This is a genomic window from Actinokineospora pegani, from assembly GCF_009745975.1.
Classification (GTDB): Bacteria; Actinomycetota; Actinomycetes; order Mycobacteriales; family Pseudonocardiaceae; genus Actinokineospora; species Actinokineospora pegani.
On sequence record NZ_WHOL01000066.1, the window covers coordinates 26,866 to 50,526 of the forward strand.

Sequence of the window (23,661 nt, forward strand, 5' to 3'; positions counted from 1 at the left end):
CCGGGTTGGGCCGTTCGACCTCGTGGTGGACGTCTGCCCGGATACGCTCTGATCGTGTTGAGCGTGTGGGGGCTGACCAAGGTCTACGGGGGACGACCCGTCGTGGACGGGGTGACGTTCGAGCTGCGGCCGGGCACCGTCACCGCGTTCCTGGGGCCCAACGGGGCGGGCAAGTCGACCACCCTGCGGATGATCACCGGGCTGACCCCGCCGACCGCCGGGCAGAGCACGGTCGCGGGCCGCCCGTTCCGCGACTGGCCCAACCCGGCGCACGTGGCGGGGGTCCTGCTCGACGCCTCCGCCGTGCACCCCGGCCGCACCGGTCTGTCCCACCTGCGCAACGCCGCCCTGCTGATGGGCCTCCCGAGGCAGCGGGCGGAGGAGGTACTGGCCCAGGTCGGCCTCGACGACGCGGCGGCGAAGAAGGTCGGCAAGTACAGCCTGGGCATGCGCCAGCGGCTCGGCCTCGCGCACGCGCTGATGGCCAGACCGCCGCTGCTCATGCTCGACGAGCCCATCAACGGCCTGGACCCGGTCGGCATCCGCGCCGTGCGCGACCTCTTGCGCGCCCACGCCGCCGCGGGCGGCACGGTATTGCTCTCCAGCCACGTCCTGTCCGAGGTGGATCAAACAGCCGACCGCATCCTGATGATCGGCAACGGGCGGATCGTCGCCGATGGGCCCATCCGCGACCTGCTCGCCTCCCGGCGCTCGGTAGCCAGAGGCCCGGACATGCCCGCCCTGGCCAACGCGCTGCAACAGGCGGGCATCCGCATCCAGCCCACCCCGGACGGCCAGGTCCTCGCCGAGGCCACCAGCGACAAGGTCGCCGACATCGCCTTCGCCGCGGGCGTGCGCGTCCACTCGGTCTCCGACCACCAGCAGAACCTCGAGGAACTCTTCTTCCGACTCTCGGGCGGGCCCCAGCGATGACCACACCCCACGGCGGCCACCACGCGTCGCCGCAGCAGCCCTGGGCCCAGCCCCCGTTCCCCGCGCCTCAGCAGCGGTTCGCCCAACCGCATCGGCAATTCCCGCACCAGGCGCCCATGGCGGGCCACGACCCGTTCGCCCGCGCCACCCAGCGCACGCCGTTCACGCGGCTGGTTCGCGTGGAGTTCCGCAAGCTCACCGGCACGCTGTCCGACCGCATCCTGCTCGTGATCGGCCCGTTGGCCCTGGTCGGTTTGACCGCGCTGATGATGGCCGTCGACACCGACACCCAGAGCGCCAAGGACCAAGCGCTGCCCGTCGTGTGGTCGGCGCGGTTCGCCCACGTCGTCGTGCACGCGCTGATCATCAAGCTGATCGCGGGCGAGTGGCAGCACCGGTCGGCGCAGCCGACGCTGCTGGCGCAGCCATCGCGCGGGCGCTACTTCGCGGCCCAGGCGGTGGTCGTCATGGTGCTCTGGCTGCTGTGCCTCGCGCTGCAGATCATGACCACGTTCATCGCCATGCCGATCAGCGTCGCCGCCGCGGGCAACGGCTACCTGCTGGACTACCGCGTCGGCTGGGTCATCGGCATGGCCGTGGTGGGCTCGCTGATGTCGATGGTCGTCGCGCTGACGGTGGGCATGCTCCTGCCCAACTCGGCGGGCGCGCTGGCCGTGTACTGCGGCGCCGTGCCCGCGATGCTGATTATGAGCGGCTTGGTGCCCGAGGCGCTCGCCTGGATCGACCCTGCGACACCAGCGCTGACCTTGGCCACCCTGCTGCCGATCGAGGGCCCCGCACCCGCCTTGGTCTCGGTGGTGTTGTGGGTCGCACTCCTGGGTCTCGCGGGCTACCGCGTCGCCCGGCGCGACGTGGCCTGAGCGATCAGCCGGTGGCGAGCGACCCGCCGCCGGGGTCGATCGCGGCGAGCACGGTAAGCGCCTTTTTCTCCAGCGCCGGGCACCGCGCCTCCATGAACCGGCGGATCTCCTCGACCGGCTTGTTGTCGCCCGCCGCCTCCGCGTCAATGAGGTCTTGGTGGGCGGCATAGACGCTCTCGGTGGCCATTTCCCGGAATACCAGTGCCTGGTCCGATCCCGTGTCGACGGTGAGATAGCAGTTCAGGTTGAACCCGCCGTCCTCACGAAGACCTTGCTTGCGGAAGGACCACGTGGCGTAGTAGCGGTCATCGAGGATGAACCGCCGGAAGTAGCCGATGCCGACGAGGGCCACGTCCCCCATCCACGCGCGCTCGAACACCTTCGCGCCGGGCCCACTCGGCTTGACCGCGGTGAGGTAGAAGGCCCCGTCCCGGTCTTCGACGATCGCACAGGAGTTGTCGGACTGCGAGGCGCGCACCTCGACGGACGCGCTGTAACCCAACTCGCCCAGCAGCGCCGCGTTGACTTGCTCGCAGTTCCCCGAGAAGGGGAACTCCCGGTCAGCCGAGAGCAGGTCGTCATAGGCGACGGCATCCGCCGGGATGCGCGGCGCGGGCATCGAGGGCGCCGGACCGGGCGGGGTGGAGCACCCGGTGAGGGCGAGCACGGCGGCGAGTGGGGCAAGAACACGACCGGCGGACATCACGAAGCAAGTTCACCACACCGCCTTCTGTCGTGTGGGTGCTTCCGACCAAGCCGCGGGCTTGCGGCGATACCTACGACCTCATGCAGTTGTGAGGTCGCCACCGCCGCGTCCCTCCCCCGGGTGGCGAGTTGACCGAAGAGCACCCGCAATCCCCGAACGCAAAGCCTGACCCAGCACTGTTCCCCTTTCTCCGCACGCGAGTTACGACTGCAACGAGCAGATCTGCTGACTACAAGAGCGGTTCTAGGGCGACCCGGTGGTCGTCGAGCAGTAGCCGGAGTCGACCCACTCGGTCTCGCTGAAAGTGCTGGGAATCGGCACCGGCAGGGTGGAACCTTCCAGCGCCGCATCCTCCGTTGAAGTCAGCCCACCAGTCCTCGCGTCGAAGACGAGCATCTGCCGGTGGTGCCGCACCTCGTCGATGTACCCCACCGCCACCACCCCCGGCCGGTCCCGCAGTGAACCCGCGAACAGCCCCGAGAAACCCGCGAGGTGCAGCACCAATCCGTGCTGCAGCGCCGGGGGAACCACCTGCAGCTTCCAGACCTGCCCGAACGCCTTCACCGCGACCGCAGGCAAGCCCCGCGGGTTCCACGCTCTCAGCTCGGCACCCACCGCTTCGACCTCGGTGACCGTGATGAAAGGAGCCGCCAGCCCACCAGTCGCGAACACCCCGGACGGCTGAACCTCTCGCCCATCCCGCGTCACCGACAACCGCCCAGAACCATCCGGCGCGATCCACTGCCGCCGCTCCACCCACTCGACCCGAGCCGAGCCGCGAGAACCCTCAACCCCGGCTCGCGCGTTGTGCGCAAGTAAGAGCCGCGAGTGTGCACGAAGTGGAATGGCCCGCCACCTGTGGGCGACAATTCTTTGACTGTCTTTTCGGGCCGCCGCCTAGCCCAGAACAGCACCCGACGTCAGGGGGTGTTGCCAGGCTCGCGCGGGTGCTGCATGCGCCACCCCGCCACCGGGACGTACCGGTCCTCGGTCAGCGGGGACAGCGCCCTGGATCTGACCGTCTTCGCGCGCATCGCTCAAACCCGCCTCAGCAACCCGTCGCGAGCCTCGTTTGCGCTGGTCTCGCCCATGTGACAGACGCTCCACCAGCGTCGTGACCGAGCGCTGCGTCTGGCGGTCTCCCCGGCGCAGCCCCATCCGACCCCCCGTTCGTCGTGGTCAGAGCCCTGTCCGGTAAGGTCTTCGGCGGAGGATTCGCATAGTGGCCTAGTGCGCACGATTGGAAATCGTGTTGGGTGTTAAAGCCCTCAGGGGTTCAAATCCCCTATCCTCCGCCAGCAGGCGCCGGTCGTCCCCAGGGATGGCCGGCGCTTCTGCGTTCGCCTTCGTCGGCCGGCCGGGGGGCGGTTAGCCCGCGATGCGGGGGCGGGGTGGGGACAGGTCGGCGAGGGTGGCGGCGGTGTGGCCTGCTGTCCAGCCGGTGGTGTTGGAGATCGTGGGGCGGTGGGTGCGGATGTGGGGGAAGAGGGTGGCGAATTTGAGGTCGACGGCTTGTTGGCGGGTGGTGAGGACGGGGACGAGGCGGGTGTCGCCGGAGGTGGCCTGGGTGGTGGCGGTGGTGAGGCGGGTGTGGATGCGGTGGGCGTAGCCGGTGAGGAAGGCGTGGCGGAAGGCTCGGGTGCGGCCGGGGGTGGGGGTGTGGCGCAGGGCTTGGGTGGCTTGGAGTTGGAGGGAGGTGGTGAGGACCTCGACTATCTCCAGGTCGGTTTCGTGGCCGACCACCGCCACGCAGCCGAGTTTGGCGTAGAAGACCGAGCGGCAGCGGTTGGCCTGGGCTATGGCGTCGACCAACTGGGCCCGGGGGGTTTGGTAGGGGCCGGTGAGCCAGAGGCGGCGGGCGCCCGCGGTCTGGGGCTGGGGGTGGTCCGCGTCGAGGACGGCGCGTTCGAAGGCGTGGCGGGCCATCAGCTCCTGGGCCTTGGCGGACAGGGCCTCCGCCTCGTCCGGGTAGGCGGTGGACTCGGCCTTGGCCAGCAGGGCGCGGACCCGGGCCAGCACGCGGCGGTCGACGCCGCCGGGGCCGGGGTCGGGGGTGGTCGCGCTGCCGGGGGGCTGGACCAGGCGGGGCAGTTGGGGCAGGACCATGAGGGCGGCCAGCAGTTCGACGGCGAGGTTGAGCGAGTCCTCGGTGGGCTCGGCCTGTTCGCGGCCCGGGATGCCGAGCTCGGCCAGTTGTGCGCGCCACAGGGGGTGCAGGGCCGCCGGGGCGTGGCGGGCGCTCTCGTGCGCGATGGCGTCGAGCAGCAGTTCGCGGACGCGCTTGGGGGCGACGGCCGCGACGTCGGCGGGCAGCCAGCCCCGGCCCCAGAGCAGTTCCAGCGAGTGCGCGAGGGCCATCGTGGCCGCCGCGCCCGCCGCCGCCAGACCGCGGTCGGCGACGTCGCGGACAACCGCGGCCACCGACCGGCGGTCGCCGCCCGCGAGGACCACCGCCGCCTCGGTCAGCCGGGCGGCGAGGACGGCGATCGAGCCCCGGGAGCCCGCCGTCTTTCGCTCATGTGTTCGCATGGGGCCCATCTTGCACCCGGGGTACGACAGAAAGCGGCCCGACCCGGGTTTTCCCAGGTCGGGCCGAGTGGGCTACTCGATGCCGTCTTCGGCCTCGTCCGGGACGGCGTGGTCGGGCCGCCCCGGGTTCGGGTCGCGGGACAGGTCGATCAGCGGGTGCCGCTCGGCCCCCTCCGGCGCGGCGTGCTTGCCGGTCCTCGCCTGCTCCTGCGCTGCCTTGTCCGTGCTCATGCGTTTCTCCCCTCGCACTCCCCCGAGTACACAGAGGACAATTCTAACCCCGTTGCCATTCGCGCACCCACTCGGCGACACCGTCGGCGTCGCGCGGCAGCGCCGATGAGATCACCTCCGCGCCGTCCGGGGTGACCACCAGGTCGTCCTCGATGCGCACGCCGATGCCGCGCAGCTCCGGCGGGACGGTGAGGTCGTTGGGGTGGAAGTAGAGGCCGGGCTCGACCGTCAGCGCCATGCCGACCTCGAGCTTGCCCTCGTTGTAGGCCGACGCGCGCGCGTTGGCGCAGTCGTGCACGTCGATGCCGAGCATGTGACCGATGCCGGAGCAGATGTAGCGCCGGTGGAACTGCCCGTCCGGGTCCATCGACTTGTCGACAGACGCGGGCAGCAGCCCCCAGTCGTGCAGCCCCTCCGCGAGCACGCGCATGGACGCGGTGTGGAAGGCGCTGTAGTCGTTGCCCGGCCGAACTTCCGCCATCCCGGCCGACTGCGCTTTGTGGACCAGGTCGTAGACCCGGCGCTGCGCCTCGCTGAACTCGCCCGCCACCGGCAGGGTCCTGGTGACGTCCGCGGTGTAGAGCGTTTCCAGCTCCACACCCGCGTCCAGCAACAAGAGGCCGTCAGCGGGAACAGGCCCGTCGCACCGCGTCCAGTGCAGGATCGGCGCGTTGGGCCCGGCGGCGACGATGGACGCGTACCCCGGCCCGTTGCCCTCGGTCCGCGCACGCCTGTCGAAAGTCCCTTGCAGCCACCGTTCCCCACCCGCGCGAACAGACGCGGGCAGTTCCCGCGCGACGTCCTGGAACCCGAGCACGGTCGCGTCCACGGCCGCCCGCAACTGACCGATCTCCCAGTCGTCCTTGATCCGACGCAGTTCCGACAGCACCACCAGCAGGTGATCGCTGTGCGCGGTAACCAAGGCGTCCAGGTACGGGTCGACGCCCTTGCCCGCCAGGACGCCCGGCAACTGGCCGCGCAGCGCCTTCGGCAACTCTTCCAGCGAGCGGCACTCGACGCCCAGCGCCTCCGACCACTCCGCCAGGCCGGGCACCGCCCCGATCCACAGCTCGCCGTCGCGGGCGCTGGCGAAGAAGTCCGCCTCCCCCGGCCCGGCGGGCTCGCGCAGGTGCAGCACGGCGTGGTGGCCGCCGTCCGAGGACGGGACCATGACCAGCACCGCCCCCTCGGCGTAGCAGCCGGTCAGCCAGGCGAAGTCGCTGTCGGCGCGGAAGCCGTGGTCGGTGTCGTTCGCGCGCACGGGCGCGATCCCGGACGCCACGGCGATGCGGGCGCCGGGGAACGCTGCGGACAGGCGGGCTCGGTGGGCGGCGGCGGCCTCGGCTGCGCCCGGGACGGGGGTGACCCGTCGGTCGGCAGGCCCCCAGCCCTCGCGGACGAAGTCGCGGAAACCCTGCGCCTGCACCAGCTTCGACGGGTCGCGCCGAGCTCGCGGGTCGATCATGAGCACCCCTTCCCTTGGATGTGGCCAGCTTATGCCCTCGCCAGGCAGGCCCGTGGGGATGGAGCAGACGACGCCGGGTGTGGGACTCGACCTGACCAGCTCGGCGGTGGAGCTACCCCGGACGCGAAACGGGCCCCTCCTGAGTGATCAGGAGGGGCCCGCTGCGAGCTGGCGGTGGCGGTGGGATTTGAACCCACGGACGGGGTGAACCGTCACGCGCTTTCGAGGCGCGCTCCTTCGGCCGCTCGGACACGCCACCGCGAAGAACTATACAAGTCCCCCCAGACGCCACGAACCCGCCCCCTGTCGGGTGGGGGCGGGTTCGTGGGGGGCAGCTCCGGCGGTCTGCCGACTGGGCGGGTGGCGCGCGCGAGGGCTGCGCTCACCCCGGGGGGTGACCCACCCGCCGAGTCGGGACCTGGCCGGGATCAGGACAGGCTCAACCCCTGCCGCCGAGCTTGTCCTTGGCGTCGTGAGCGACGCCTGCTGCCTTGTCCCGGACGTCGTGGCCGGTTTCTTTCGCCTCGCCCGCGACCTGATCCTTCTTGCCGGAGTTCTCGAGATCGCGGTTGTCTGTGGACTGTCCGAGCTTCTCCTTGGCCTGGCCAAGTGCCTGCTCAGCCTTGTCCTTCATCTTGTCGAACGCGCTCATCGTCGATCCTCCATATCCCGAGGGCCTCTGTTTCTCCCTCGGGGGTGGAGTTGCCAGCGCCAGGGGGGCGCCAATCACGATTGTGACCGCCGTCACTCTCTTCGGTGGTCGACGAAGAAGTCCACCAGGAGCCTCGAGCACTCGTGTTCCAGCAGGCCACCGACCACTTCCGGCCGGTGCGCCAGCCGACGGTCGCGGACCACGTCCCACAGCGAACCGGCCGCTCCGGTCTTGGGCTCCCACGCCCCGAACACCACGCGCGAGACCCGCGCGAGCACCAGGGCGCCAGCGCACATCGTGCACGGCTCCAACGTCACCGCCAGCGTGCATCCGCCCAGGCGCCAGCCGTCGCCGAACCGGGCGGCCGCGGCGCGCAGGGCGAGCACCTCCGCGTGCGCGGTCGGGTCGCCGAGGGCCTCCCTGGCGTTGTGCGCGGCGGCGAGCTCGGTGCCGTCCGGGGCGAACACGACCGCCCCGATCGGCACGTCGCCACCCGCCGGGGCCTTGCCCGCCTCCCGCAGCGCCGCGCGGACCATGTCCTCGTCGGCGGTCACTTCAACAGCGTGTCGAGGAGCTTGCCGAACTCGGTGTCGAAGCCGATCCGCTGCGCGATCATGCTGAGCTGCTCGTCCGGGTACAGGTCGACCTCGTCGACGATCACCTGCAGCTCGGGGGCGGGCAGGCCGAGGTCGGCCAGGATGTCCAGCGCCCCCTCCGGCCAGACGTCGTCGTCGACCTCGTCGGGCGGCTCCACGCTCAGCAGGTCCAGCGCGTCGGCGGCGATGTCGTAGTCCAGGGCCGCCGCGGCGTCCGAGAGCAGCACCGACGCCCCGCCCGGGTTGGGCCGCAGCACCAGGAAGAACTCCTCGTCGATCGCGAGGAGCCCGAAGACCGCCCCGGTCGACCTGATCCCGCGCAGGGCGTCGAGCGCGGCGTCGAGCTCTTCGAGGACGGAGGCGTCCATCGGATCGCACCGCCACTTGCCGTCCTCGCGGACGACCGCTACCCCGAAGCCCGGCACTGGCTCCTGATCCGACATGCGCACACCGTATTCCGCCCGGTCCGCACCCGGTAGACGGAGTCCCCCGAAGCCCCCGGCGGTGCCAGGATCGAGACATGACGCTCACCCGGTTCAGCGCCCTGGCCGAAGCCGCCCGCGCCGCGCAGCCCAGGACGGTGGCGCTGCGCCGCGCCCTGCACCGCCACCCGGAGCAGGGGCTCGAGGTGCCGCGGACGCAGGCCGCCGTGCTGCGCGCGCTCGACGGCCTCGGGCTGCGGATCAGCACCGGGACCTCGGTCGGCTCGGTCGTCGCGGTGCTCGACGGGGCGCGGCCTGGGCCCGCGGTGCTGCTGCGCGGGGACATGGACGCGCTGCCGCTGACCGAGGACACCGGGCTGGACTTCGCCTCCGAGACCCCCGGCACCATGCACGCCTGCGGGCACGACACGCACGTGGCGATGCTCGCCTCCGCGGCCAGGGTGCTCAGCGGGCGGCGCGAGGAGCTGCGCGGCTCGGTGGTGTTCATGTTCCAACCGGGCGAGGAGGGCCACCACGGCGCGCGGTTCATGCTCGAGGAGGGCGTGCTCGACGACGCGAAGCTCGGCACCGCGCCGGTGGAGAAGGCGTTCGCCATCCACATCACCTCGACCGAGGTGTCCGGGGTGCTGCGGTGCAGGCGCGGGCCGATCATGGCCGCCGCCGACGCGTTCACCGTCACGGTGACCGGCCGGGGTGGGCACGCCTCCGCGCCCGCCGACGCGGTCGACCCGGTGCCCGCCGCGGCGGCGATGGTCGGGGCGCTGCAGACCGTGCTCACCCGCCGGGTCAGCGTGTTCGAGCCGACCGTGCTCACCATCGGCCGGATCAGCGCGGGCACGACGAACAACATCATCCCCGCGACGGCCGAGCTGGAGGGCACGCTGCGGTCGCTGTCGGAGAGCGCGCGGCAGTTCATGCGCGCGGAGATCCCCCGGGTGTGCGGGCACATCGCCCAGGCCTACGGCTGCACCGCCGAGGTGGCCATGGGCACGGGCTACCCGGTCACGGTCAACGACGACGACGTGGCCGACCAGGTGCTGCGGGTGGGCGCCGAGCTGCTGGGACCGCAGCGGTCGGCGGTGATGGCGAACCCGTTGATGGGCGCGGAGGACTTCTCGTACGTGCTGCGGCAGCTCCCCGGCGCGATGGCCTTCCTCGGCGCCTGCCCGCCGGGCACCGCCGTCGCCGACGCCGCGCCCAACCACTCCAACCGGGTGGTCTTCGACGAGGCGGCGATGGCCGCGGGCGTGGCGGCCTACGCGGCGTTCGCGCTGGACTCCCTCACGTGATCACCGCGGTCGGGCGGTAAGGCACTATTCGGTGCCATGCGAGCGGTGTGCGTGATCGGGTTGGGTCTCATCGGCGGGTCGGTGCTGCGCGCCGCGGTGGCGGGCGGTCGGCGGGCGTGGGGCGCCACGGCGGCCGATGACGACGCGGCGGCGGCGCGCGCCGAGGGGTTCGAGGTGGAGCCCTCGGTGGTTGACGCGCTGCGCCGGGCCGCGGCCGAGGACGCCATGGTGGTGGTGGCGGTGCCGCTGACCGCTGTGGACGGTGTGCTGCGCAAGGTCGGCGAGCACGCGCCGGAATGCGTGCTGACCGACGTCGTCAGCGTCAAGGGCCCGGTCGCCGACGCGGTCGCCAGGCACGCCCCCGCCGCCCGGTTCGCGGGCGGGCACCCGATGACGGGCGCGGCGGTCTCGGGCTGGGCCAACAGCTCCGCCGAGCTGTTCGAGGGCGCCGCCTGGGTGGTCACCGCCGACGAGGACACCGACACCGGAGTGTGGCGCGAGGTGGTGGAGCTGGCGCTCGCCAGCGGCGCGCACGTCGTGCCGACCACCTCCGACGACCACGACGCCGCGGTCGCCCGGATCTCGCACCTGCCGCACGTGCTCGCCGCCGTGCTGGCCGCGTGCGGCGCCGAGGGCGGGCCGCTGGCCATGGCGCTGGCCGCGGGGTCGTTCACCGACGGCACCCGGGTGGCGGGCAGCAGGCCGGAGCTGGTGCTGGCGATGTGCGAGGGGAACCGGTCGGCGCTGCTGGCCGCCGTCGACGACGCGCTCGGCCGCCTCGGCGCGGCCCGCGGCGCGCTGGCCTCGACCGGGGCGCTGCGCGCGACCGTGCTCGCGGGGAACGCGGGCCGGGCCGCGCTGACCGCGCAGCACGCCGCCGGGCGGGCCAGGGTCGTGGTCGACCTGGCCGAGCCAGGCGCCTTCGACCAGCTCCGGCTCGTCGGCGAGCAGGGCGGGCGGGTGACCGCGCTCGAGGGCACGACCGTGGTCGCCGCCGTCCCGGTGGGCTGACCGAGGGATTGTGACCTGTGCCGCACCCGCCGTAGCGTGATCGGGTGCCGCCGGACGACCGCTGGGACTCCCAGTCCTGGCCGACCCAGGACTGGGTCGCCGAGCCCGCCGGGGCCACCGAGCCGCCCCCGCCGCGGCGCGGTCCCCGTCTGGGCAGGCGGCTGGCCCTCATCGGCCTCGGCCTGGCGCTGGTGGGCGGCGCGGTCGTCGCCCTGCGCTCGCCGGGCCAGGACCGGGCCGAGGCCCCGGAACCGCCGAGCCGCCAGGTCTCGGTCTCGCCGTTCGCCGGTGCGGGTGTGGTCGTGCCGCGGCCGGGCGCGCGGCCGGGGGCGCCGGAGCTGGCCTCGATCGACCAGCGGGCGGACCGGGCGGTGCTGCGGTGGGAGCCGGTCGAGGGCGCGGCCGGGTACGACGTGCGGTGGGGCATCGGCACGTCGACCACCGGGCAGGCGCTGACCGCCCGGCCTGCCGCGCAGATCAACGCGATGGCCCCCGGCTCGCCCTACGCGGTGCAGGTCCGCAGCGTCGACGCCTTCGGCCAGCGCTCGGCCCCGCTCGTCGTGGTCACCACACCGGGCCAGGACGACGACCCGACGCCGTGGTCCTACCGGGACGACTTCACCTCCCGGGTGCTGCCCGACCCGGTGGGGTGGCGGCTGACCAGCGCGGGCGACTGCGGCCGGGCCACCCGGGGCGAAGGGGGCGACAGCAGGCGCGTGGTCGTCAGCGCCCGCTGCGGCCCGTCGGAGTCGGTCGCCCTGCGGGCCAGGACCCCGTTGCGCCTCAACGACTCCGGCGAGCTCGGCCGGGTCGTGGTCGAGACCGACCACCTCGGCGCGGGCGGGGCGCTGCTCGTCGACCTCGTGCCCGGCCCGGTCGACCTGCCCGCCGAGGCCCCCGGCGCGACCCCCGGGCCCGGTGCGCCGGGGCAGGCGCAGGAGGACGCGGCGCTGGCCCCCGGCGCGGTCCGGGTCAAGCTCTCCCCGTCCGCCGCGCAGGTCCTCGTCGCCCCGGGCACGCCGCGCGCGGGCGTGGCGGCGCGGACCCAGCCGATCCCGGCGCCGCTGCCGGGGGTCACCGCGCGGTGGGAGGTCGTGCTCGGCGCGGACGGGGTGCGGGTGCTGCGCGACGGGGTCGTGGTCGGCGGCGGGGAGGTCGTGCCCGCCTGGCGGGAGGCGACCGTGCTGCTCGGCTTCGCCGGCGGGCCGGACGGCCTGCACGCCGGGCTGGACCTGGTCGGCTTCGTCGGGGCCGCGACGTCGACGCCGGTGCTGGCCGTGCCGCCGGTGGTCGACGCGGGGCGGGCGGTCGCCGCCGGGGCGAGCCAGGTGGGCCTGGGTGCGGGCGTGCCGATCACCAACGCGCGGGGCGGGCAGGTCCGGGTGGTCTTGGTGCCGGAGCGGGACGCGCCCGTGGCGTACCAGGTGGAGGTGGGCGGGCAGCGGTTCCCGGCGCGGCCCGCGGTCGCCGGGCAGCCGCACGCGGTCGGGACGCGCTACCCGGTGGTGGCTGATGTGCCCGCGGCGGCGTTGGCCATCGATGACGCGGGGCGGTTGCGGGCCGAGGTGGTCGCCGCCGCGCCGGGGGCACGGGTGCTGAGCGCATCGATCGAGCTCGTCCCGCTGCCCGGGGCGGTGTCGCCGTTGGCGGGGAGCGGGACGGACGGGCCGTTGTCGCGGAGCGCACCGCTGCCGCCGCGGCCGTCGGCGCGGTTCCTCAACGCCGAGGGCGTGGCGCTGCCCGCCGCCGAGCCGGTGCCCAGGGGCAGGCTGATCGTCGAGGTGGGCGCGGACGGCGCGGTGCCGGGCGACCTCGCCGGGCTGGCCGGGATCGAGGTGCGGCTGGACGGGGAGCTGCTCGCGGGCGTCCCCACCGCCGTTGACGGGCCGGGCACGGGCGGGACCTGGCGGATCGCGCTGCCCACCTCGGGCCTGGCGACCGGCGGGCACGCGCTGCGCGTGTCCGCGGTCAGCACGCGGGCCGACGCGCGGGTGGCTGAGACCGAGGTCGTGTTCGAGCTGGCCGAGTGAGCTACACGCGCCTGGAGACGCCCGGGAAGTCCACCACGATCCCGTCGGCGTCCACGGCGATCTCGACCGTGGTCTCACCGCGGGTCACCGCGATGACCGCGCCCGCCTCATCGACCGAGACGGTCCGGTAGGACTGGGTGACCAGGGCGACCTCGAGCCCGGGCATGGTCACGGCGACGACCGGGATCTCCGCCTCGCCCTGGGCGCGGTGCAGCCCCAGCCTGCGGATGGGCAGCGAGGCGAAGGTGACCGCACCGGCCACGTCCACCGCCACCGCGCCCGCGAAGGCGTCCCGGTTGGAGGTGGAGCCGTGGTCGACCAGCCACATGCCGTCCTCGGTGCGGCTCAGCGAGATCTGCCGCTCCTTGTCCGCCGTGGTGGTGCGCAGCAGCAGCCTGCCCGCGGTCTCGCTCTTGTCCACCGAAGCCTCGAAGGACGCGCTGTAGGGCTCCTGGCCCGGCGCGCCCGCGGCGATGACGCGACCGGACGCGCGCAGCCGGGTGTCGCCGACCAGCAGGCGCACCGACTCGAGCGTGGTCGGCTCGACGCCCTGCCAGGTCAGCACCCTCGGAGGACGGGAGGACGGGCGGGCGCCCCCTTCCGGCAGCGCCCGCTCGACGGCGTCGGGGGAGCTCACGCGCGGTCGTCCTCGGGCTTCTTGTCCGGGATCAGGTCCTGGATCTTGTCGACGACCTGGTCGACCTGCTGCTCGTGGCCGAACTTGCCCTTGACGAGGTCGCCCGCCTTCTCCAGGCCGTCCTCGATCTTGTCGCCGTGCTGCTCGACGAGGCCAGCGGCCTTGTTCTTGAGCTCGTTGAAGTCGATGCCCACTCTGGTGCTCCTCAGTACCCGCACGATCACAGACAGCCCAGTTCGGACCCCGACGAAGGGTAACGGACCGGCCCCGGCCAATCTACCTACCGCCGCCGGCGGCGAGAAGGGTTGCGAGCCCGCCGCCGCACCCGGTTCAGCAGTCGGCGCTCGCGGCGTTCTTCCAGGTCAGGGCCGCGGAGCACGCCTTGGACGGCGGTCAGCTCGGCCACCACGCGGCGCAGCCGGTCCGCCTCCGGCAGCGGGTCGCGACGGGGCGCGCGGCCCTCCCGGACCGCGGCCGCGGCCTCCCGCACCGCGGCCGCGACCACGGCGATGTCGGCGGCCGGGACGGGTGACCCGCCGCGCTCGATGGCCACCGCCAGCCCGGTCACCGCGTCGGTGAGGCGTTCCAGGCTGACGATCACCGGCCACCACGCCGCCGCCGTCCGCCCGGCCGCCGACGGCTCGACGATCGACTGCTGGAACGCGGTCCGCAGGTCCGACAGGTCCCGGTAGACCCCGCGCCGCAGCGCCGACCGCTCCCGCTGCGAGAGCGCCTCCTCGACGTACTCGGCGACACCGTCCAGCGCGGTGGCCAGGTCGTCGCCGACCCGGGGCCTGCGGCTGCCCGGCCAGAGCAGGTAGCCGAAGACGAGCACGATCGCGCAGCCGATGGCGGTGTCGAGCACCCGCGCGCCGACCAGGTTCCAGTCGCCCGCGTTGGCCAGGTCGAGCTGCACGATGACCAGCGGGGTGACGAAGGTGGAGAACATCCCGTAGTTGCGCACCTGCCCGATCGGCAGCGCAGCGGCGACGAGGGCGACCAGCAGCACCAGCGCCCAGCCCGGCGGGTCCAGCGCCAGCACCCCCGCGCCGAGCAGGACCCCCACCCCCGTCCCGACGCCGCGCAGCACGGCCCGGCCGAACACCGACCCGAAGTCGGGCTTGAGCACGATCGCGACCGTCAGCGTCACCCAGAACGAGTGCTCCAGCGGCAGCAGCAGCCCGGCGAGCACGGCCAGGCCGACGCAGAGCATCAGCCGCAGCACCAGCGCCCAGGTCGCGCGCCCGGCCACCACCCGGTCGAGCCAGGCCTGGAACCGCTCGCGGCCGGTCTGCGGCTCCTCGTCCTCGCGCTGGTCCGCCGCGCTGTCCCCGCGCCGGAACTCGACGACGCCGCTGAGGCCGCTGTGCAGCAGGGCCAGGGCCGACGAGTCCGGCGGCGGCTCGGGCGGCGCGCTGAGCGGCTCGCGGTCGCGGATGCGCTCGGCGGCGGCGCGGACGTAGTCCACGAACTCGACGGGCACCTTCTTGCGGCCGTGCACCAGCGCCACGGCGGCTTCGACGGCAGGGGTCGTCTCGGTGAGGAGGACGAACAGGCGGCGGTAAGAGCGGTCTCGGCCCGCGAGGCGTGAACGGGCATCGAGCAGCCCGTCGTAGGCGGCGTTCAGGGACGTCGTTAGCGCGCGCCGGGCATCGCGTGCGTTGGAAGTCCCAGAGGCGGCTAGGAGGCTTGCCAGATCCGCATAGACCTTCGCCACTGCCCGTCGTTCCACCGCCGCACCGCTCACCGGCCACGCGGCCAAGGCGAGCATCAACGCGGAGACCGCGCCCACGAGGTAGCAGCCGATGGCAAGCCAGGGGTCAGCCGCCTGACCCGTGCCCAGGGCGGAGAAGACCAGCAGTTGCAAGCCCGCCATGGAGGCGGTGCTGCCCGTGGCGGAGATCAACGCGGAGACCCCGGCCAGCAGCACGAGCACGATCGGCGAGAGCACCGGGTGGTCGCCGAGCTGCGTACCCACGAAGTAGCCGAACGCCCCCGCCAAGCCCGCCGCCGCCATCCGCCGCACGCGGAACCGGTACGGGCCGTCGGTATCGGCGAAAGTCACGCACAACGCCCCGATGGAGACCAGCACGCCCAGCTCTATGCGGCCGACGAGCATCCCCACCGCGAGCGGGCCACCCAGCGCCAGGGCCGCGCGGACGGAGCGCTTCCACGGCAGGGGCACCGGCTTCTGGCTCAACAGCTCCCGCAGCCAGTGCGGGGCCTGGAGATCCGGTGCCGGTGCTGTGCTCACCGGGGGACCGTAATACGGCAAGAGGCCCCCAACCCGGCGTGCACCAGGTCGAGGGCCTCTTGCGCTAGCGCTTTATGCGTTGTTGCGGCGGCGCTGGTAGTACAGCGCGCCAGCGCCCGCGCCGACCAGGACGACGCCCAGCACCACCGGGATGGCGATGGAGGCGCCGGTGTCGGCCAGCTCGGGGGCGTTGCCCGCCTGCGGGGCCGGGGCCGAGGTCGCCTCGCCCGGGGCCGACGAGGCCGGGGTGTCGCCCCAGGCGATCTTGGCCTTGGCGGTCAGCGGGGTGGTCGCCGAGTCGGCGACGATCAGCGACTGCACCGGGTTCTTGGCGTAGTTCTCACCGACGAACAGGCGGCCGGTCTCCACGGCCGGGGAGTCGGCGGTGAAGCTCAGCTCGGCGGCGCCGGGCTCGGCGTCGGCCGGGACCTGGACGTGGAACTCGGTGCCGTCGACGACCTCGGTGTCCTCGGCGGACAGCGACCTGCCCTCGCTGGTGACGACCTCGAAGCCCTCGGGCAGGTCGCTCTCGACGCCGGTGACGACGCCGTTCGTGGCGACCTTGAACGGGCCGATCTTGCTGCCGGGGGCGCCGTTGGCGTTGTCCGGGGTGACCTTCAGATCGCCCTTGAGCTGCTCGTCGATGCCGACGTTCGCCGAACCGGTGAGGTAGTCGTAGAGCGCGATGACGTCCGGGGCGTCCTCCGCCCGCTCCTTGACCGCGATCAGGTCATCGCGGTTGATGTCGACACCGTCGCTGAAGTGCCAGACGGCCGCCTGGGTGGCCGTGACGGCCTCCACCTCTTCGAGGCCGCCGGAGCCCCACTCGATCGGCAGCTTGTTGAGCTCCTCGAGGGACTTCGCCGGGTAGCCGTGGTGCAGCGCCCAGTTGATCTTGTCGCGGTTCTTGTTGAACGGGGAGGCGGCGTTGGGGAACTTGGCCCAGTCGCTCTCGACCATGGTGGTGTCCGCGGAGGCGTTGACCTTGATCTCGACGCAGTACACCGACAGCTTCTCGCCGCTGTCAAGGAACAGGTCCATCGACTTGGTCAGGATCGGCTTCTTCCAACCCACCAGGTTGATCTCGTAGCCGTCGGTACCCGCGAGGTTGCCCGGGGCGCCGTTGCGCTCCCTGAGCTTGCCCGTGGCCGTGTCCGCCATCGCCGGAAGCGCCGCCACAGAGGCCGCGACGGCCGCGACGGCCAGCGCGGCGCCCATGCGCGCGAAGTTCAACCGCTTGCCCATCTCATTCTCCTTGTGCGAGCCATCCCCCGACGCCGCGCGAGCATCACCCCGTCCGGGATTGCCTCCGCAGGCTGGCGGGCTCGGACTCTAGTCAGCGGCGAAACCTAGGTTGAGGGCGGGTTCAGTTTCACCCCGTGAAAGGGGACAATTCGCGCTGGGACCATGGGGCGCAGTCACCTGAAACACCTGGACGGCCAGCACCGACCGGCTATCGTCAGCCGGGTGACCGGGTGGCATGGCGACCAGCAGCCGAGCGGGTGGAACCCGCAGAACCAACCTGACCCGTACCAGGGCGGCGGTTACCAGCCCGCCCCGGGTCAGGGTGGGTACCAACCGGGCGGCTACGACCAGACCCAGGCCTACCCGGGACAGGGTGGTTACGACCAGACCCAGGCCTACCCCGGGCCGGGTTACGACCAGACCCAGGCTTATCCGGCGACGGGCGCCTTCCCCGCGCAGGACCAGGGCGGTTACTACCCGGCCGGTGGCGGCTTCGGCGGCCCGCCGCCGCCGAAGCCGTCCAAGACACCCGCGATCTTGGGCATCCTGGCGATCGTCGTCATCGTCGCCACGGTGGTCACGCTGGTGCTGGTGAACCGGTCGAACCCCAACGAGGTCGCCGCCCCGGAGAGCAGCAGCGAGGCCCCGCCGCCCAGCAGCAGGTCGACCACCTCGCGCAGCGCCCCGCCGAGCCGCTCGACGACCGCCGCCCCGTCCACCGAGCCCGCGGACGGACAGACCATCACCAACGAGAACGCCGGGCTGACCTACCAGGTCCCCGAATCGTGGAAGCCCTCGGGCGCCGACGCGACCGCCAAGGTCTTGGAGGTGACCTTCGCCGGGATCGCGGAGGCCGCGCCCTACGACTGCGGCGGCACGGGGTACACGCGCGGGTTCGCGATGAGCGCCGCGGTGCAGGACCCGGACAAGGGCAAGCTCGACCTCGAGGACACCGCCCGCGCGTTCACCGACGCCATGGCGGGCACCTTCTACCCGAAGGGCGCGATCGGCGGCGAGCCCGCGGTGCGCGACGGCACTGTCGGCGGCAAGACCGCGATCATCTTCACCGCCACGGTGGAGACCACGCCGACGAACCCCGACTGCGAGGCGTCCAAGGGCGAGTTCCAGGTGCTGGCCATCGACCTGGACAACGCCACCGACGCCACCCCGCCGGGCGTGGCGCTGCTGGTGCTGTGCCGCGACGTGGAAGGCGGCCCGGCCGACCCCGCCCCGGTCTCCGCCGCCGATCTGGAAACGGTGATGTCGACGGTGGCGATCAATTAGCGCTCGGCCGCGCGGATGGCGCGGCGGGTCAGGTCCTTGATCAGCAGGCGGACCCCCGCGCGGATGATCGGTCCGCTGAACGGGATGCGCTGACCGAAGGTGCACCGCCAGACCAGGTCGGTGCCGCCGCCGTCGCGCGGGAGCAACCGGACCTCGCCCTGGTAGTCCTTCACGGGCAGTCGCGTGCGCAACGCGTAGACGTGCCTGCGGTCCTGCTCGTAGACAACGGTCTCTTCGCGCAGCAGGAACGGCTTCATGCCCAGCGCTCGGATCGCCCCGACCCCCGCGGGCAACATCTCGCCCTCGCGGTCCCACCTCGACGTGGCGATCAGCGGACCGGCCCACGTCGACCACCGCGTGGCATCGGTGACCAGCTCGAACAGCGTCGCGGCGGCCGCGCTGCTGCTGGCGCTGACCTCGACGGCGAAGCTGTGTTCGCGCTCGACCATGGGGACCTCCCGACCTGGCTGTGGACAGACCGATCCTGCCACCGACGATCTCCCGTAACCTCGAGGCACAGATCACAGGACCACCTGGGGGACCGATGACGACGCTGGAGCTCGCCGACGAGTTCATGGACCTGTACCTGCGCGCGGACCCGCTCGGGGCCACGCTGCTCGGGTTGCCTGGTCACGACGACGCGCTGGGCGACCCCTCCGCGGCGGCCGACGAGCGGACCAGGGCCGCCGCGCTGGACATCGCCGCGCGGGCCGACGCGCTCGCCGCCGCGGGCGACGACCCGGTCACCGCCCGGGTGATCGCCCAGCAGGCGCGCGCGGTGGTCGACCGGATCGACTCGCGGATGATCGAGTACACCGTCACCGACCTGTTCGTCGGCCCGGCGGCGGCGCTGCTGACCTACCTGCCGATGGTGCCGCTGGCCGACCGGGACCGGGTGGCGGCGTTCCTGTCCCGCCTCGGCGAGGTGCCCCACCACCTGGCCGCCGTGGCCGAGCGCCACCGCGCCGGGATCGCCGCGGGCCGCACCCCCGTGCGCCGCCTGGTCGACTCCGCGGTCGCCCACCTCGACCGCTACCTGGCCGTGCCGGTCGACGAGGACCCGCTGCTGGCCCAGCCGGTGCCCGACGAGGCGCAGGCCGCCGAGCGGCGCAGGCTGGTCGACGAGGTCGTGCGACCCGCCCTGGCGGGCTACCGCCGGGTCCTCGCCGACGAGATCGCCGTGCACGGCCGCCCCGACGACCGGCCGGGCCTGTGCGCCCTGCCCGGCGGGTCCGAGGCCTACGCGGCGCTGTCGCGCGTGCACACCACGACCGCGCTCACCCCGGAAGAGCTGCACCAGACCGGCCTCGACATCATCGCCGGGCTGCGCGCGGAGTACGCGGAGCTGGGCGCGAAGGTCTTCGGCAGCAGCGACCAGGCCGAGGTCTTCCGCAGGCTGGCCGACGACCCCGACCTGCGCTGGCGCGACGCCGAGGAGATGCTCACCGCAGCGCGCGCCGCCGTGGTCCGCGCCGAGCAGGCCGCCCCCGCCTGGTTCGGCAGGCTGCCCACCCAGCGCTGCGAGGTCCAGGCCGTCCCCGCGGCCGAGGCCCCCGGCGCCCCGGCCGCGTACTACATGCCGCCCTCGCTCGACGGCCTGCGCACCGGCGTCTACTACGCCAACACCGACCGGGCCACCGAGCGCCAGCGCTTCACCGCCGAGGTCACCGCCTTCCACGAGGCGGTCCCCGGCCACCACTTCCAGCTCACCCTCGCCATCGAGCTGACCGACCTCCCCCTCATCCGCCGCCTGGCCGACGTCAACGCCTACGCCGAGGGTTGGGGCCTCTACACCGAGCGCCTGGCCGACGAGATGGGCCTCTACTCCGACGACACCGCCCGCCTCGGCATGCTCGCCATGGACTCCATGCGCGCGGGCAGGCTCGTGGTCGACACCGGCCTGCACGCCAAGGGCTGGACCAGGGAGCAGGCGATCGCCTACCTCCAGCAGCACACCCCGTTGTCCACAGTGGAGATCACCGCCGAGGTCGACCGCTACATCGCCTACCCCGGCCAGGCCCTGTCCTACATGGTGGGCCGCCTGGAGATCCAACGCGTGCGCCAGGAAGCCGAGAAGCGCCTCGGCCCCGCCTTCGACATCCGCCACTTCCACGACCTCGTCCTGACCAACGGCCCCCTCCCCCTCACCGTCCTCTCAGAACTGGTCACCGCCTGGAAGGGCTGACCTTCGTGCCGGGACCGCGGGGTGAGGTGCTGCCAATCCCCGCGGCCCCGCTCGACAACCGCGCGGACCCCCACCGGCGTGGTCGCCCACAGGGGGCTAAGCCTTGGACTGCTCGCGCCAGCGGGTGATGAGGGCTTCCAGTTCTCGCTGCATGAACTCGAGGAACCGCACCGAGTTGGTCATTCGCTTGCCCGCCTCGGTGTCCTCGCCCAGCACGTCGACGCCCTCGACCATCGTGGTGATCCAGCCTGTCAGGAGCTTGTCCCGGTTGGCGATGGCCTCGATCCAGGTGGTGTCGGTGACCTCGTAGTGGTCGCGGCGCTCCCCCGGGTCGCGCCCCTTGGTCACCAGGTTGACCTGATCGAGGTAGCGCACCGCGCCCGAGATCGCCGCCGGGCTGACCTGCAGCAACGCCGCCAACTCCGGGGCGGTCAGCTTGCCGGAGTCCGTCACCAGCAGGCGGACGAACACGCGCGCGGGCATCCGCGCCATGCCCGCGTCGGACAGGAGCAGGGCGAGGCGCTCCACGAAGCGAGCAACCGAATCGTCCGTCACGACCCTCACTCTACAACGTTCACAAAGTTGTGAAAATCGAGTATGTTCAGACCATGACGACGGCGATCTCGGTTTCCGGCCTGGTCAAGACCTTCGGCGCGACGCGCGCGCTGGACGGCCTCGACTTGACGGTGCGGACTGGTGAGGTACATGGCTTCCTCGGACCCAACGGCTCCGGGAAGTCGACGACCATCCGGGTGCTGCTCGGACTGCTGCGCGCGGACGCGGGGGCGGTCGAACTGCTCGGCGGCGACCCGTGGCGGGACGCGACGAGCCTGCACCGGCGGCTGGCCTACGTGCCCGGCGACGTCTCGCTGTGGCCGAACCTGTCCGGCGGCGAGGTCATCGACCTGCTGGGCAGGCTGCGCGGCGGCCTGGACCAACGGCGGCGGGCCGACCTGCTGGAGCGGTTCGACCTCGACCCGCGCAAGAAGGGCCGCGCCTACTCCAAGGGCAACCGGCAGAAGGTCGCCCTGGTCGCGGCGCTGGCGTCCGATGTGGACCTGCTGGTGCTCGACGAGCCGACCTCCGGACTGGACCCGCTGATGGAATCGGTCTTCCAGCAGTGCATCGGCGAGGAGCGCGACCGCGGCCGGACCGTGTTGCTCTCCAGCCACATCCTCGCCGAGGTCGAGACGCTGTGCGACCGGGTCAGCATCATCCGCGCCGGGCGCACCGTGGAGACCGGGACGCTGGCCGAGCTGCGCCACCTGACCCGCACCAGCATCACCGCGGAGCTCGCGGGACCGCCCGACGGGATCGCCGGGCTGCCCGGGGTGCACGACCTCGAGGTCGAGGGCGCCAGGGTCCACTTCGACGTCGACACCCAGCAGTTGGACGCGGCGCTGCGGGCGCTGACCAGTGCCGGGGTGAAGTCGCTGACCAGCCAGCCACCGACGCTCGAAGAGCTCTTCCTGCGGCACTACCAGGAGGCGGGCCGATGAGCGGCGCGCTCACCGGGACCGGGACGCTCGTCCGGCTGGCGCTGCGCCGCGACCGGGTCATCCTGCCGATCTGGGTCCTCGTCCTCGGCCTGCTGCCCGCGATGACGGTCTCCGCCTACGAACAGCTCTACCCCGACGCCGCGTCCCGGGCCTCGCTCAACGCCAGCGGGACCAACAACCCCTCGATCGCGGTCATCTACGGCAAGGCGTTCGACCTGACCACCGCCGGCGGGTTCACCGTGTGGCGCTACGGCGTCTTCCTCTCCCTGTTCATGTGCCTGGTGGCGGGCTTCACCGTCGTCCGGCACACGCGCGCCGAGGAGGAGAGCGGGCGGTTGGAGCTGCTGGGCTCGGCGGTCATCGGACGGCACGCCGCGCTGGCCGCCGCCGTCGCCGTGGCGGGCGGGACGAGCCTGGTCATCGGGGTGGTGCAGGCCGTGGCCATGATCGGCGTCGGCCTGCCCGCCACCGGGTCGCTGGTGCTGGCCTCCGGGTTCGCCGGGGCCGGGCTGGTCTTCACGGCCGTCTCCGCGGTCACCGCCCAGCTCACCACGTACTCCCGGTCGGCCAACGGCCTGGCAGGCGGGGTACTCGGGGTGGCCTTCCTGCTCCGCGCGGTCGGCGACTCGAGCCCGGGCGCGAGCTGGATGTCCTGGCTCTCGCCGCTGTCGTGGCCGCAGCAGGCCCGGCCGTTCGCCGGGGAGCGCGGCTGGGTGCTGGCGCTCCCGCTCGTCACCGCGGTCGTCGTCGGGGCGGTGGCCGTGTTCTTGGCGCCACGGCGCGACCTGGGCGCGGGGCTGCTCCCACCGCGGCTCGGGCGGCCCGCGGCGGCGGCTTCGCTGTCCGGGCCGGTGGGGCTGGCCTGGCGGCTGCAACGCGGGGCGCTCATCGGCTGGGCCGTCGCGATGGCCGTGGTCGGGGCGGTGTTCGGGTCGATCGCCGATGGGATCGAGGGCTTGCTGGGCGACAGCGCGCAGCTCACGGCGATCCTCGAGCGGATGGGCGGGGCGCAGGCCGTCGTCGACACGTACCTGGCCACGATCGCAGGCGTTTTCGGGCTGTTCGTCGCCGTCTACGCGGTGTTGGCGACGCAGCGGCTGCGCTCCGAGGAGGCCGAGGGACGGGCCGAGCCGGTGCTGGCCACCGGCACGAGCCGGGTGGCGTGGATGTCCGCGCACCTGCTGTTCGCCCTGATCGGGTCGGCGGTGCTGCTGGCCGTCGCCGGGGTGGGGGCGGGCATGGCGCACGGTCTGCGCGCCGGGGACCTGGGAACCCAGCTCGCGCACGCAGCGGGCGGCGCGGTGGCGCAGGTCCCCGCGGTGTGGGTGGTCGCCGGGATCGCGGCCCTGCTGTTCGGGCTCGTCCCGAGGGCCTCGACGGCCGCGTCGTGGGCTGTGGCGGGGGTGGCGCTGGGGCTGGGGCTGTTCGGCCCGGCGCTGAACCTGGGGCAGGTGGTGCTGAACGTCTCGCCGTTCACCCACGTGCCGAAGGTCCCCGGGCCGTCGGTGCCCGTCGAGCCCCTGGTGTGGCTGGGTGTCGTGGCGGTGGCCCTGGTGGTGGCGTCCCTGGTCGCGTTCCGCCGTCGGGACGTCTCGAGCTGAGCAGCGGGGCCGGGCGTGGCGCCCGGCCCCCGTCAGCTCAGACGCGGCCGGAGTCGGCCTCCACCGGGAGCCCCGCCTGCTCGCGGACGATGCGCTGGGCCAGCTCCAGCCCGGCGGCCTGACCCGCGCGGAAGGACTCGTCGGTCGTGAGCTGCTTGGCGTCGCGCTCGGCTTCGGCCAGCTTGGCCAG

The 23,661-nt window shown here is 73.0% G+C and carries 23 protein-coding genes and 2 tRNA genes; 10 read left to right on the plus strand and 15 right to left on the minus strand.

Annotation, left to right across the window (positions count from 1 at the left end; genetic code table 11):
* The first annotated feature begins 54 nt into the window (after positions 1 to 54).
* A complete protein-coding gene (locus GCL84_RS10120; protein WP_156755153.1) occupies positions 55 to 933 on the plus strand; it encodes an ABC transporter ATP-binding protein in 879 nt (292 codons plus the stop codon).
* A 116-nt stretch (positions 934 to 1,049) separates the two neighbouring features.
* The gene (locus GCL84_RS10125; protein WP_156755154.1) at positions 1,050 to 1,814 is read left to right on the plus strand and encodes a hypothetical protein; all 765 of its coding nucleotides are present in this window, start codon (positions 1,050 to 1,052) and stop codon (positions 1,812 to 1,814) included.
* Between the two features lie 4 nt (positions 1,815 to 1,818).
* Here GCL84_RS10125 and GCL84_RS10130 read toward each other — a convergent pair whose 3' ends face one another.
* Both GCL84_RS10130 and GCL84_RS10135 read right to left on the minus strand, forming a co-directional pair.
* A complete protein-coding gene (locus GCL84_RS10130; protein ID WP_156755155.1) occupies positions 1,819 to 2,481 on the minus strand; it encodes a DUF3558 domain-containing protein in 663 nt (220 codons plus the stop codon).
* 282 nt (positions 2,482 to 2,763) lie between these two features.
* Complete coding sequence (locus tag GCL84_RS10135; protein WP_156755156.1) at positions 2,764 to 3,276, minus strand: hypothetical protein; 513 nt, start codon at positions 3,274 to 3,276, stop codon at positions 2,764 to 2,766.
* Positions 3,277 to 3,728: 452 nt separating this feature from the next.
* Between GCL84_RS10135 and GCL84_RS10140 the strand changes: the two genes are divergently transcribed.
* Positions 3,729 to 3,818 (plus strand) — tRNA-Ser (locus tag GCL84_RS10140).
* 70 nt (positions 3,819 to 3,888) lie between these two features.
* On the opposite strand, the gene GCL84_RS30615 is transcribed toward GCL84_RS10140, so the two are convergent.
* The 7 genes from GCL84_RS30615 to GCL84_RS10175 form a co-directional block, all read right to left on the minus strand.
* On the minus strand, positions 3,889 to 5,049 hold the full coding sequence (locus GCL84_RS30615; RefSeq protein ID WP_156755157.1) for a DUF2786 domain-containing protein: 1,161 nt from the start codon (positions 5,047 to 5,049) through the stop codon (positions 3,889 to 3,891).
* 72 nt (positions 5,050 to 5,121) lie between these two features.
* Positions 5,122 to 5,280, minus strand: a complete 159-nt coding sequence (locus GCL84_RS10150; protein WP_156755158.1) for a hypothetical protein — start codon at positions 5,278 to 5,280, stop codon at positions 5,122 to 5,124.
* 43 nt (positions 5,281 to 5,323) lie between these two features.
* The gene (locus GCL84_RS10155) at positions 5,324 to 6,745 is read right to left on the minus strand and encodes an aminopeptidase P family protein (protein ID WP_156755159.1); all 1,422 of its coding nucleotides are present in this window, start codon (positions 6,743 to 6,745) and stop codon (positions 5,324 to 5,326) included.
* A 169-nt stretch (positions 6,746 to 6,914) separates the two neighbouring features.
* A tRNA-Ser gene (locus GCL84_RS10160) sits at positions 6,915 to 7,004 on the minus strand.
* Between the two features lie 180 nt (positions 7,005 to 7,184).
* Complete coding sequence (locus GCL84_RS10165) at positions 7,185 to 7,397, minus strand: CsbD family protein (protein ID WP_156755160.1); 213 nt, start codon at positions 7,395 to 7,397, stop codon at positions 7,185 to 7,187.
* A gap of 92 nt (positions 7,398 to 7,489) precedes the next feature.
* Positions 7,490 to 7,933, minus strand: a complete 444-nt coding sequence (locus GCL84_RS10170; protein WP_156755179.1) for a nucleoside deaminase — start codon at positions 7,931 to 7,933, stop codon at positions 7,490 to 7,492.
* 14 nt (positions 7,934 to 7,947) lie between these two features.
* A complete protein-coding gene (locus tag GCL84_RS10175) occupies positions 7,948 to 8,436 on the minus strand; it encodes a tRNA adenosine deaminase-associated protein (RefSeq protein WP_156755161.1) in 489 nt (162 codons plus the stop codon).
* A gap of 77 nt (positions 8,437 to 8,513) precedes the next feature.
* Here GCL84_RS10175 and GCL84_RS10180 point away from each other — a divergent pair, with 77 nt between their 5' ends.
* The 3 genes from GCL84_RS10180 to GCL84_RS10190 are packed head-to-tail and all read left to right on the plus strand — an operon-like array spanning position 8,514 to position 12,766.
* A complete protein-coding gene (locus tag GCL84_RS10180; protein WP_156755162.1) occupies positions 8,514 to 9,725 on the plus strand; it encodes a M20 metallopeptidase family protein in 1,212 nt (403 codons plus the stop codon).
* Positions 9,726 to 9,761: 36 nt separating this feature from the next.
* Positions 9,762 to 10,736: a prephenate dehydrogenase gene (locus tag GCL84_RS10185; RefSeq protein ID WP_156755163.1), complete on the plus strand. Its 975-nt coding sequence runs from the start codon at positions 9,762 to 9,764 to the stop codon at positions 10,734 to 10,736.
* 44 nt (positions 10,737 to 10,780) lie between these two features.
* Entirely contained in the window at positions 10,781 to 12,766 is a 1,986-nt protein-coding gene (locus GCL84_RS10190; RefSeq protein ID WP_156755164.1) for a fibronectin type III domain-containing protein, read from the plus strand.
* Position 12,767: 1 nt separating this feature from the next.
* Here the strand turns inward: GCL84_RS10190 and GCL84_RS10195 are convergent, their stop codons facing one another.
* The 4 genes from GCL84_RS10195 to GCL84_RS10210 all read right to left on the minus strand — a co-directional run bounded on the left by GCL84_RS10195 (position 12,768) and on the right by GCL84_RS10210 (position 16,902).
* Positions 12,768 to 13,403: a putative glycolipid-binding domain-containing protein gene (locus GCL84_RS10195; protein WP_156755165.1), complete on the minus strand. Its 636-nt coding sequence runs from the start codon at positions 13,401 to 13,403 to the stop codon at positions 12,768 to 12,770.
* Positions 13,400 to 13,597: an antitoxin gene (locus GCL84_RS10200; protein ID WP_156755166.1), complete on the minus strand. Its 198-nt coding sequence runs from the start codon at positions 13,595 to 13,597 to the stop codon at positions 13,400 to 13,402. Before GCL84_RS10200 ends, GCL84_RS10195 begins: the two co-directional genes overlap by 4 nt.
* Before the next feature lie 86 nt (positions 13,598 to 13,683).
* Complete coding sequence (locus GCL84_RS10205; protein WP_156755167.1) at positions 13,684 to 15,657, minus strand: FUSC family protein; 1,974 nt, start codon at positions 15,655 to 15,657, stop codon at positions 13,684 to 13,686.
* A gap of 72 nt (positions 15,658 to 15,729) precedes the next feature.
* Positions 15,730 to 16,902, minus strand: coding sequence for a thioester domain-containing protein (locus GCL84_RS10210; protein WP_156755168.1), 1,173 nt, complete (start codon positions 16,900 to 16,902; stop codon positions 15,730 to 15,732).
* 222 nt (positions 16,903 to 17,124) lie between these two features.
* Between GCL84_RS10210 and GCL84_RS10215 the strand changes: the two genes are divergently transcribed.
* Positions 17,125 to 18,186, plus strand: coding sequence for a hypothetical protein (locus tag GCL84_RS10215; protein ID WP_156755169.1), 1,062 nt, complete (start codon positions 17,125 to 17,127; stop codon positions 18,184 to 18,186).
* Here GCL84_RS10215 and GCL84_RS10220 read toward each other — a convergent pair.
* Complete coding sequence (locus tag GCL84_RS10220) at positions 18,183 to 18,635, minus strand: SRPBCC family protein (RefSeq protein ID WP_156755170.1); 453 nt, start codon at positions 18,633 to 18,635, stop codon at positions 18,183 to 18,185. The genes GCL84_RS10215 and GCL84_RS10220 overlap by 4 nt on opposite strands.
* Positions 18,636 to 18,730: 95 nt before the next feature.
* On the opposite strand from GCL84_RS10220, the gene GCL84_RS10225 reads away from it, so the two are divergent.
* Positions 18,731 to 20,371 carry a DUF885 domain-containing protein gene (locus GCL84_RS10225; RefSeq protein WP_156755171.1) on the plus strand — a complete coding sequence of 547 codons (1,641 nt, stop codon included), beginning with the start codon at positions 18,731 to 18,733 and terminating at the stop codon, positions 20,369 to 20,371.
* Between the two features lie 96 nt (positions 20,372 to 20,467).
* On the opposite strand, the gene GCL84_RS10230 is transcribed toward GCL84_RS10225, so the two are convergent.
* Entirely contained in the window at positions 20,468 to 20,926 is a 459-nt protein-coding gene (locus tag GCL84_RS10230) for a GbsR/MarR family transcriptional regulator (RefSeq protein ID WP_235926129.1), read from the minus strand.
* Positions 20,927 to 20,979: 53 nt separating this feature from the next.
* On the opposite strand from GCL84_RS10230, the gene GCL84_RS10235 reads away from it, so the two are divergent.
* Together GCL84_RS10235 and GCL84_RS10240 are read left to right on the plus strand one after the other, a co-directional pair.
* Entirely contained in the window at positions 20,980 to 21,870 is an 891-nt protein-coding gene (locus tag GCL84_RS10235; RefSeq protein ID WP_156755173.1) for an ABC transporter ATP-binding protein, read from the plus strand.
* The gene (locus GCL84_RS10240; RefSeq protein WP_156755174.1) at positions 21,867 to 23,471 is read left to right on the plus strand and encodes an ABC transporter permease; all 1,605 of its coding nucleotides are present in this window, start codon (positions 21,867 to 21,869) and stop codon (positions 23,469 to 23,471) included. Before GCL84_RS10235 ends, GCL84_RS10240 begins: the two co-directional genes overlap by 4 nt.
* Positions 23,472 to 23,661 lie beyond the last annotated feature (190 nt).